A 9,339-nucleotide genomic window follows, 5' to 3' on the forward strand; every position below is an offset into this window, starting at 1 on the left:
TTTTTTGTTTTTGGGTTTTGAGTGTTTGCTTTTAGTCTGCCAGGTGTGGTGGGGTGTGGCCTTCCCCGCGCCCGTGGGGGGGGGGGGCGCGCCCCCCCCCCCCCCCCCGCCACATTGGGGCGCTTGGGCGGGGCGGATGGCCGGCGTCGGCGGGCCGTCGGAGCTGAGGCGGCATTCCGGTCCCCGTGGCCACTTGCGTAGGGTGACCCGCTGTGAGCGGAACCCTCTCGCCCGCGACGGGACTTGATCGCGGACGGCGGCCTCGCCGGGTCACCGTGCTGCTGCCGGTGCTCGGCCTCATCGTGGTGGCCCTGTGCGGCCTGTTCCTGTTCGGGCTCGCCACCGCGCGGGTGGGCCCGCTCGCCGTCACCATCGGCGTCCTCGCCGCGCTCGTGCCCGTGGCCGGCGTGGTCGCCGGGTTCCTCTGGGTCGACCGGTGGGAGCCTGAGCCCGCCAAGTTCCTGCTGCTCGCCTTCGCCTGGGGCGCCTGCATCGCGACCGTCACCGCGCTGCTCATCAACACCACCGCCGAGGCCGTCGGGGAAGAGCTGCTCGGCACCGGCAACGGCAACACCCTCGCCGCGCTCGTCTCCGCCCCGATCTTCGAGGAGGCTGCGAAGGCCCTCTTCGTCGTGCTCATCCTGTGGCGGCGGTCCAGCGAGTTCGACGGCGTCGTGGACGGGGTCGTCTACGCCGGGTTCAGCGCCGCCGGGTTCGCCTTCACCGAGAACATCTACTACTTCGGGCGCGCCTTCGCTGACTACGGCTTCGGTGACGGGCACAGCCAGGGCGTCATCACCGCCTTCTTCCTGCGGGGCGTGCTCGCGCCCTTCACCCACCCGCTGTTCGCCGTGCTCACCGGCATCGGGATCGGCATCGCCGCGCGGACGACGACCAAGGCGCTCAAGTTCGTCGCGCCGGTCGCCGGGTACCTCGCCGCCGTCTGCCTGCACGCCCTGTGGAACAGCGCCGCGCTGCTCGGCGGGTCGAAGTTCCTCACCGTCTACTTCCTGATCATGCTGCCGCTCTTCCTCGGCGTGGTGTACCTGGTCGTCCTCCAGCGGAAACGGGAACAGCGGATCATCGCCGCCGCGCTGCCGCACATGGCCGCCGCGCGGTGGATCGCGCCGTCGGAGGTCGAACTGCTCGCCAGCCTGCCCGGCCGGCGGGCCTGGCGCCGCCAGGCGAAACGGCAGTCCGGCAAGCAGGCGGCGAAGGCCGTCGCCGTCTACCAGGCCAGCGTGACGGAGCTCGCGTTCCTCGACCGGCACCAGCTCACCAGCGACGCCGACCGGCAGCGCCAGCAGGAGCTGCTGCACACCCTGAAGGCCGCCCGCGCGGAGGCGACGCGCCTCGCCGACGAGGCCGCCCGCGGGTGACCCGGTCCGGGTGAAGCTGGTCACCCGGGCTCAACGGCGCCCGCTCGCCCGAGTTAGTCTCGCGCCGTCGTCCGGTACCCGGAGCGGGACTGGAACGAGAGCAGAGGGAGTCTGCCAACCATGAGCGTCCACAGGCGCACGCCATGATGAGGCCCGCCCGCCTCGCGGTCGGTGTCGTTTCCGCCGGCCGGGTGGGCAGCGTGCTCGGCGCCGCGCTGGGCCGGGCGGGGCACCGGGTGGTCGCCGCGTCGGGCCTGTCCGCTTCGTCGCTGGCCCGTGCCGAACGCCTCCTCCCCGGCGTGCCCCTCGTACCGCCCGACGAAACCGTCCGCCGGGCGGACCTGGTGCTGCTCGCCCTGCCCGACGACGCGCTCGCCGGGATGGTCCGCGGGCTCGTCGCCACCGAGTCGCTGCGGCCCGGCCAGATCGTCGTGCACACCTCCGGAGCGCACGGCATCGACGTCCTGGCCCCCGCGGCCGAGGCCGGCGCCCTGCCGCTCGCCCTGCACCCGGTGATGACGTTCACCGGCCGCGAGGAGGACCTCGAACGGCTGGCGGCGTGCAGCATCGGCGTCACGGCGGCCGAGGACGACGAAGCGGCGTGGCACGTCGGCGAGGCGCTGACCGTCGAGATGGGTGCCGAGCCGGTGCGGATCCCCGACTCCGCGCGAGCGCTCTACCACGCTGCGTTGGCGCACGGCGCAAACCACCTGATGACGCTGGTCGCCGACTGCGCGGACCTGTTGCGCCAGGCCGGAATCGGGCATTCCGAACGCCTGGTCGCACCACTGCTCTCGGCGGCATTGGATAATGTGCTGCGACACGGCGACCGCGCCCTCACCGGCCCGGTCGCGCGTGGCGATCTCGGCACCGTCCGCAAGCACCTCGCGGTGCTGGCGGACCGGGCGCCGGACGTGGCGCCGGCCTACCAGGCGCTGGCCAAGCGCACGGTGGCGCGTTCGACGGCGGCCGGGCTGTTGGACACCGCGGCCGCCGAAGACCTCACCGAACTCCTCGACGATCCCGCCGAAGGGCACCAAGACCAGTGACCACACCGAAATTCAGCCGCGGCACGTTGAACGCGTTCGCGTCGCCCGAGCACGTGAGCCAGGTCAGCCGGGCGTTGCACGGCGTCGGCCGCAAGCTGGCGCTCGTGCCGACCATGGGTGCGCTGCACGCCGGGCACCGCGAGCTGATCCGCCGCGCGAAGCGGCTGCCGAACACCGTCGTGGCCACCTCGATCTTCGTGAACCCGCTGCAGTTCGGCGCGGGCGAAGACTTCGAGGCGTACCCGCGGCCGCTGGAGGCCGACCTCGACATCCTGCGCGAGGACGGCATCGAAATCGCGTTCACGCCCAGTGCCGACGCGCTCTACGCCGAAGGCGCCGTGGTGACCGTCCACCCGGGACCGCTCGGCGAAGAACTCGAAGGTGCCGTCCGGCCCGGGCACTTCGCGGGCGTGCTCACCGTCGTGGCGAAGCTGTTCAACCTGCTGCGCCCGGACTACGCCTTCTTCGGCGAGAAGGACTACCAGCAGCTGGTGCTGATCAAGCGGATGGTGCGCGATCTGAACATCGACACGCGCGTCATCGGCGTGCCGACCGTGCGGGAGCGGGACGGGCTCGCCCTGTCGTCGCGCAACGTCTACCTGACGCCTGAGCAGCGCGAAGACGCCATCGTCCTGTCGGCCGCCCTCACCGCGGGGGCGTTCGTCGGCCGGGACGGGGCGGAGGCGGTCCTCGAGACCGCGTGGAAGACCCTCGCCGCGCGGCCCGCGGTCGAGGTGGATTACCTGGAGTTGCGGGGAACCGACCTCGGGCCCGCGCCCGTCGATGGTGAAGCACGACTGTTGATCGCGGCCCGGGTGGGGAGTACCCGGCTGATCGACAACGTTCCGGTGCTGCTCGGCGCTGCCGTCGAGCACCCGGAGCGGCTGGACGCAGGGGAATAGGAGTCCACGATGTACCGCACGATGCTCAAGTCGAAGATCCACCGGGTCACCGTGACCCAGGCCGACCTGCACTACGTCGGTTCGGTGACGGTCGACGAGGACCTGATGGAGGCCGCGGACCTGCTGCCGGGGGAACAGGTGTCCATTGTGGACGTCACCAACGGGGCCCGGCTGGAGACCTACGTCATCAAGGGCGAACGCGGCAGCGGGGTGCTCGGCATCAACGGCGCCGCGGCGCACCTGGTGCACCCGGGTGACCTGGTCATCCTCATCTCGTACGGCCAGATGGACGACGCCGAGGCGGCGACCTACCAGCCGCGCGTGGTGTTCGTCGACGCGGACAACCGGATCGTCCACCGGCACACCGACCCCGGCCACGCGCCGGAAGGGTCCGGGCTGCTGTCCGGCACGGTGACCCTGCCAGCGGACGAGGAGACCGCGATCTTCCCGGTCGCCGAGACGGCGGACGCCCGCCGCCTCGACGCGTTGCTGCACGCGGAAAGCTGACCCGCTTGCTGCTCACCGTCGACGTCGGCAACACGAACATCGTCCTGGGCCTGTGGTCCGGGACCGACCTCGTGGGCGACTGGCGCATGCGCACGGACGCGCGCATCACCGCCGACGAGCTGGCGTTGACGGTCCGCGGGCTGCTCGGCCCGCACGCGGACGCCGTGACCGGGATCAGCGCGTTGTCGACGGTGCCGGCGGTGCTGCGCGAACTGCGCGTGATGCTCGGCCGGTACTACGCCCGGATCCCGAAGATCGTCGTCGAGCCGGGCGTGCGCACGGGCGTGGCGCTGCTGGTGGACAACCCGAAGGAGGTGGGCGCGGACCGGCTGGTGAACACGCTGGCCGCGCACCACCTCCACCGCACGGCGTGCGTGGTGGTCGACTTCGGCACGTCGACCAACGTGGACGCGATCTCGGCCCGCGGCGAGTTCCTCGGCGGCGCGTTCGCCCCGGGGATCGAGATTTCGGTGGACGCGCTGGCGTTGCGCGCGGCGGCGCTGCGGAAGGTCGAACTGGTCCCGCCGCGGTCGGTGATCGGCAAGAACACGGTGGAGTGCCTGCAGTCGGGGATCCTCTACGGCTTCGCGGGCCAGGTCGACGGCCTGGTGCGCCGGATCGTCCGCGAACTGTCGCCGGGCGGGACGGAGAAGGTGGCCGTGCTGGCCACGGGCGGCTTGGCCCCGCTGGTGCTGGACGAGTCGGAGACGATCACCGACCACGTCCCGGAGCTGACGCTGCTCGGCCTGCGGCTGGCCTACGAGCGCAACATCCGGCCCTGAACCCCCTCACCGCCGTCGCGCGCGCAAGACCGTGGTGACCAGCGGCAGGTCGAACTCGCCGTGCGCGGTGGCCGGATTGGCGGCCAGGAACTTCCGGAGCCGGCCGAGCAGGGCCGCCGACTCCTCCGGGGCCGAAACGATCACCTTCGAATACGTCGCGATCGTTTCCAGCAGGGTCTCCGCGGTGCGCCGTTGCGTATGGTGAAACCGATCGCTTTCGAATGATTCGAAGGCCGGGTGCGTCACTTCGCGCATATCTTCGATGCTCGCCGGGCGGCGGGCGCCGTCGCGGCCCAGGGTGGTGAACTCGGCGACCCACGGCACGGATTCGTCCTCGTAGTTCCACATCGGCACGCACACGCCGCCCGGGCGCAGCACGCGGCCGATCTCCGCCAGCGCGACCGGCATGTCGAACCAGTGGAACGCCTGGCCGACGAAAACCGCGTCGACGGCGGCGTCGGGCAGCGGGATCCGTTCCGCCTGCCCGGCCAGGGCCGGCACCGACGGCACCGCCCGCTCGAGTTCCGCGCGCATTTCCGGGTCGGGTTCGACCGCGGTGACGTCGAGCCCGAGCGCGGTGAGGCCGAGGGTGAGCTTGCCGGTTCCGGCGCCGAGGTCGAGCACCCGGCGCGGGGTGCCGGCCGCTCCGGAAAGACCCCACTCGATCGCGGCCCGCGGGTAGCCGGGCCGGTGCCGGGCGTACTCGGCGGCCCGGCTGCCGAAGGAAGAAGCGCGCTGACCTCGGGTGGGATCGCTCACGCTGTCCAGGCTAATCGAGAAAAGGTAAAGGTAATCCGGTTGGCGTAGCGGTCCGCCGGGTTCGTACCCTATGGGCCATGACCGAAAACCCCGCTTCCACCAGCGAGCCCGCCGAAGACGAACTGCCCGAGCAGATGCGGGTGCGCCGGGAGAAGCGCGACCGGATCCTCGCGGAGGGTATCGATCCCTACCCGGTGGAGGTACCCCGGACGCACTCGCTCGCCGAGGTGCGCGCCGCGCATTCCGGGCTGCCCGCCGACACCGCCACGGGCGAGCAGGTCGGCATCACCGGCCGGGTGATGTTTCTCCGCAATACGGGCAAACTGTGCTTCGCGAGCCTCCGCGAAGGCGACGGCACCGAGCTGCAGGCGATGATCAGCCTGGCCAAGGTCGGCGAGGACGCGCTGGCGGCCTGGAAGTCCGACGTCGACCTCGGCGACCACGTGTTCGTGCAGGGCGAGGTCATCACGTCCAAGCGCGGCGAGCTTTCGGTGATGGCCGACGCCTGGCGCATCACGTCGAAGGCGCTGCGCCCGCTGCCGAACGCCTTCAAGGACCTGGCCGAGGAGACGCGGGTCCGCCAGCGCTACGTCGACCTCATCATGCGGCCGCGGGCGCGGGACGTCGTGCGCACGCGGGCCGGCGTGGTCCGGTCGCTGCGGGAGTCGTTCCACCGCCGCGGGTTCACCGAGGTCGAGACGCCGATGCTGCAGACGCTGCACGGCGGCGCCACCGCCCGCCCCTTCGTCACGCACTCCAACGCGTTCGACATGGAGCTGTTCCTGCGGATCGCGCCGGAGCTCTACCTCAAGCGCTGCGTCGTCGGCGGCATCGAGAAGGTCTTCGAGATCAACCGCAACTTCCGGAACGAGGGCAGTGACTCGTCGCACTCGCCGGAGTTCGCGATGCTCGAGTACTACGAGGCGTACGCCACCTACGACACGAACGCGGTGATGACGCGGCAGCTGATCCAGGAGGCCGCGCAGTCGGTGCTGGACACGCAGGTCGTCACGCTGCCGGACGGTTCGGAGTACGACCTGTCCGGCGAATGGACCACGCTCGGAATGTACGAGTCGTTGTCCGATTCCCTCGGCGAAGAGGTGACGCCGGAGACGCCGGCCGCCAAACTGCACGGATTCGCGCAGGCCAGGGGCCTGGAAGTGGATCCGAAGCTCGGGCACGGGAAGCTCGTCGAGGAACTGTGGGAACACCTCGTCGGAGATCACCTGCACGCACCGACGTTTGTCCGTGATTTTCCGCTGGAGACGTCGCCATTGACGCGGCAGCACCGCTCGCGGCCCGGCGTGGCCGAGAAGTGGGACCTCTACGTGCGCGGATTCGAACTCGCCACCGGATACTCCGAGCTGGTCGATCCGGTCGTCGAACGGGAACGCCTCACCGAACAGTCGCTGCTGGCCGCGCAGGGCGATAGCGAAGCCATGCGGCTCGACGAGGATTTCCTGCGGGCCCTGGAGTACGGAATGCCGCCGAGCGGTGGCGTCGGAATGGGGATCGACCGGCTCCTCATGGCGCTGACCGGTCTCGGTATCCGGGAGACGATCCTCTTCCCGCTGGTGCGACCCGAATAACCCGGCCGTGTGAGGATAGCGGGCGGTTATGCCAATGAGATTTGCGCTGCACTGCAGAAGCGGGTACTAATGTTCTAGACAAAGTCTTCTGTCCCGGGGCTTGCCCCGTACCAGATCATTGAGTAAGCCCCGCAGGAGGAATCGGATGGCACAGAAGGTGCTCGTCTCGCTGGTCGACGACCTCGACGGCAGTGAGGCGGAAGAGACCGTCGAGTTCGGTTTGGACGGAGTCAGCTACCAGATCGATCTCTCCTCGGAAAACGCCGAGGAGCTGCGGGACGCGCTCGCTCAGTATGTCGAGCACGCGCGTCGTGCGGGCGGTCGCAAGCGCGCTTCGGTCCGTCCGGTCGCGGGTAAGGGTTCGGCTCGTCCGGCCGCCGTCGACCGCGAGCAGAACCAGGCCATCCGGTCGTGGGCGCGCAAGAACGGATACGCGGTTTCCGACCGCGGCCGTATCCCCTCCGAGGTCGTCGAGGCCTACCACAAGCAGAACTGAGGATTGTTCACGCCGCCGTCGCACCGGCCGGCTGCAGGTCGCTGACCAGCAGTTTGCGCCGGCCTCGGCAGTGGCGTCGACGCGGGGTTTCGGAGAGCCGCCGGGCGAATATTCGCCCGGCGGCTTTCTTCATGTCCGATTGCTGTCCGGTTCCCGTTCGGTGGCACCGCGGGCGGTTCGGGCGTACTCGGCAGGCGACTGGCCGGTCACCGTCCGGAAATCGCGGATGAAGTGCGACTGGTCGCTATAGCCCAGTCGAACCGCCAGACCGGCGTAATCGGGATCTCCTTCTGTGACGAGCCGCTGCGCTGCGTCATTGAGGCGGTATATCCGGATCGCCCACTTGGGCGGGACACCGACGTGTTCGGCGAACACGCGCTGGATGGAGCGGGTGGTTAGTCCAGTATCCGCGCACAGTTGCGCCACCCGGGTAATTCCCGGATCCCGCGCGATTGATTCCACCGCCTCCGCGGCCTCGCGCGCGGCGGGAGACAGCGGCCCGGGATTTGCGATCAGCAAGTTGTCGACCGCACGAGCCATTTGCGCATCTCCGTCGGCGTTCTGCACCGATTCCGCGACCGCCACGGCCGCCGGCCCGAAAACGTCGGTGAGTGGGACGGTGCGATCGGCGATGTCACGTACCGGGCTCCCGAGGAACGCGCGGAAGGTGCCCGGCCGGAATCGCACGCCCAAGCCCTGGACGTGGCCGGTCAAGCGGTGCGAAAAGACGTCGCGGGCCGGGCCGTGGACGCCGGAGGCGCCCGGGAAGAACGTGACGTGCACCGAGAGGTTCGGCAGCACCCGCTGCTCGTAGGGCGGTTTGCCGCGCAGGTCCCACCGCAGGATCCAGTGGTATTCGACGAATTCAGCGAGTTCCGGCGCGGGCGGGTGCCGGGTCAGCGTGAACATCGTGCGCGCGGTGGCCTCGGCCACGATGCCGCGCGGGATCCGGTGCGTCACGGGTTCACGGTAGCTGTCGCGTTCGTACAAGACGCGGTCTTCGCCGGGAGTTTGGATCACCGGCATGACTGCTGCACTGATGCGCCCGGCCGCGGCCGAGTTCCTCCGGATCGCGACCGAGGTTCCGGACCTGAGCGCCCCGACCCCGTGCGCGGGCTACGACGTCCGCGGGCTCATCAACCACCTCCTGTACTGGGGCCCCTGGCTGATCGCGGCGGGCCGGCGCCTGGACCCACCGGCCCCGCTGACCGGCGAGGTGGAGGCGGCCCTGGTGAAGGACGACTGGCGGGCGGACCTGGAGAAGCAGACGGAGACGCTGGTTTCGGTGTTCGAGGAGCCATCGGCCTGGACGGGGACGACGTCGTTGGGTTCGGCTCCGATGCCGGCATCGGTGGTGGGGTCGATGGTCCTGGGCGAGTTCGTGCTGCACGGCTGGGACCTGGCCCGGGCGAGCGGGGCCAAGTGTGCGTACGCCCCGGAGGCGGCGACGGCGGTGTACGAGTCGGCGGTGGCGATGGGCGACCAGGCGCGCTCGATGGGGGTCTACGGGCCTGAGGTGGCGGTGGGGGCGGGTGCGTCGCCGCTGGAGCGGGCGCTGGGGGCCGCGGGGCGGGATCCGGGCTGGACGGCCTGAGCCGGCCTCCGCTGGTCGCACTCCGCTGGTGACGCGCTTGCCGCCGCTGGGGCGGGCGCTGGGCCTCGCCGGACGGGAGTTGTCCCCAAGTCGGCCGAGGTGTGGACAGCTCCGGCCCGCGGGCGGCGATCGGCGGGTTCTGTCGCCGGCCGCCGATAGACTGGCCAAGGGGACGCCCCCCTGGGAGCGGCAGGGTTCCGGCAAAGTCGTGTCGTTGCAGGCAGGCACGGCCCGCTCTGGTGATCATGTGGTTGTCGAAGCCCATGATCTGTGAGAGAGCCG

At 70.4% G+C, this 9,339-nt stretch carries 10 protein-coding genes; 8 read left to right on the forward strand and 2 right to left on the reverse strand.

Annotation, left to right across the window (positions count from 1 at the left end; all coding sequences use genetic code 11):
* The first annotated feature begins 275 nt into the window (after positions 1-275).
* From ACWEF6_RS42295 to ACWEF6_RS42315, 5 genes are all read left to right on the forward strand, one after another.
* Entirely contained in the window at positions 276-1,379 is a 1,104-nt protein-coding gene (locus tag ACWEF6_RS42295) for a PrsW family intramembrane metalloprotease (protein WP_449688108.1), read from the forward strand.
* Positions 1,380-1,468: 89 nt separating this feature from the next.
* Positions 1,469-2,428 carry a Rossmann-like and DUF2520 domain-containing protein gene (locus ACWEF6_RS42300; RefSeq protein ID WP_449688109.1) on the forward strand — a complete coding sequence of 320 codons (960 nt, stop codon included), beginning with the start codon at positions 1,469-1,471 and terminating at the stop codon, positions 2,426-2,428.
* Positions 2,425-3,330 (forward strand): pantoate--beta-alanine ligase, encoded by a 906-nt coding sequence (gene panC, locus ACWEF6_RS42305; protein WP_449688103.1) that lies wholly within the window; start codon positions 2,425-2,427, stop codon positions 3,328-3,330. The genes ACWEF6_RS42300 and panC overlap by 4 nt, the downstream gene beginning before the upstream one ends.
* Positions 3,331-3,339: 9 nt before the next feature.
* Positions 3,340-3,837 carry an aspartate 1-decarboxylase gene (panD, locus tag ACWEF6_RS42310; RefSeq protein ID WP_449688104.1) on the forward strand — a complete coding sequence of 166 codons (498 nt, stop codon included), beginning with the start codon at positions 3,340-3,342 and terminating at the stop codon, positions 3,835-3,837.
* Between the two features lie 5 nt (positions 3,838-3,842).
* Entirely contained in the window at positions 3,843-4,619 is a 777-nt protein-coding gene (locus tag ACWEF6_RS42315; RefSeq protein WP_449680293.1) for a type III pantothenate kinase, read from the forward strand.
* 6 nt (positions 4,620-4,625) lie between these two features.
* Here ACWEF6_RS42315 and ACWEF6_RS42320 read toward each other — a convergent pair whose 3' ends face one another.
* Positions 4,626-5,378, reverse strand: a complete 753-nt coding sequence (locus tag ACWEF6_RS42320) for a methyltransferase domain-containing protein (RefSeq protein WP_449688105.1) — start codon at positions 5,376-5,378, stop codon at positions 4,626-4,628.
* A 77-nt stretch (positions 5,379-5,455) separates the two neighbouring features.
* Between ACWEF6_RS42320 and lysS the strand changes: the two genes are divergently transcribed.
* Together lysS and ACWEF6_RS42330 are read left to right on the forward strand one after the other, a co-directional pair.
* Complete coding sequence (gene lysS / locus ACWEF6_RS42325) at positions 5,456-6,967, forward strand: lysine--tRNA ligase (protein WP_310969046.1); 1,512 nt, start codon at positions 5,456-5,458, stop codon at positions 6,965-6,967.
* 145 nt (positions 6,968-7,112) lie between these two features.
* A complete protein-coding gene (locus ACWEF6_RS42330; RefSeq protein WP_449688106.1) occupies positions 7,113-7,463 on the forward strand; it encodes a histone-like nucleoid-structuring protein Lsr2 in 351 nt (116 codons plus the stop codon).
* A gap of 129 nt (positions 7,464-7,592) precedes the next feature.
* Here the strand turns inward: ACWEF6_RS42330 and ACWEF6_RS42335 are convergent, their stop codons facing one another.
* A complete protein-coding gene (locus tag ACWEF6_RS42335; RefSeq protein WP_449688110.1) occupies positions 7,593-8,453 on the reverse strand; it encodes an AraC family transcriptional regulator in 861 nt (286 codons plus the stop codon).
* A 34-nt stretch (positions 8,454-8,487) separates the two neighbouring features.
* Between ACWEF6_RS42335 and ACWEF6_RS42340 the strand changes: the two genes are divergently transcribed.
* Positions 8,488-9,057: a TIGR03086 family metal-binding protein gene (locus ACWEF6_RS42340; RefSeq protein WP_449688107.1), complete on the forward strand. Its 570-nt coding sequence runs from the start codon at positions 8,488-8,490 to the stop codon at positions 9,055-9,057.
* Positions 9,058-9,339: the final 282 nt, after the last annotated feature.

It is taken from the genome of Amycolatopsis sp. NPDC004772 (assembly GCF_053601215.1).

Bases quoted from the DNA above. Each gene is read 5' to 3' on its own strand.
- ACWEF6_RS42340 (WP_449688107.1), top strand. From the start codon at position 8,488: ATGACTGCTGCACTGATGCGCCCGGCCGCGGCCGAGTTCCTCCGGATC.
- ACWEF6_RS42330 (WP_449688106.1), top strand. From the start codon at position 7,113: ATGGCACAGAAGGTGCTCGTCTCGCTGGTCGACGACCTCGACGGCAGT.
- panD (WP_449688104.1), top strand. From the start codon at position 3,340: ATGTACCGCACGATGCTCAAGTCGAAGATCCACCGGGTCACCGTGACC.
- lysS (WP_310969046.1), top strand. From the start codon at position 5,456: ATGACCGAAAACCCCGCTTCCACCAGCGAGCCCGCCGAAGACGAACTG.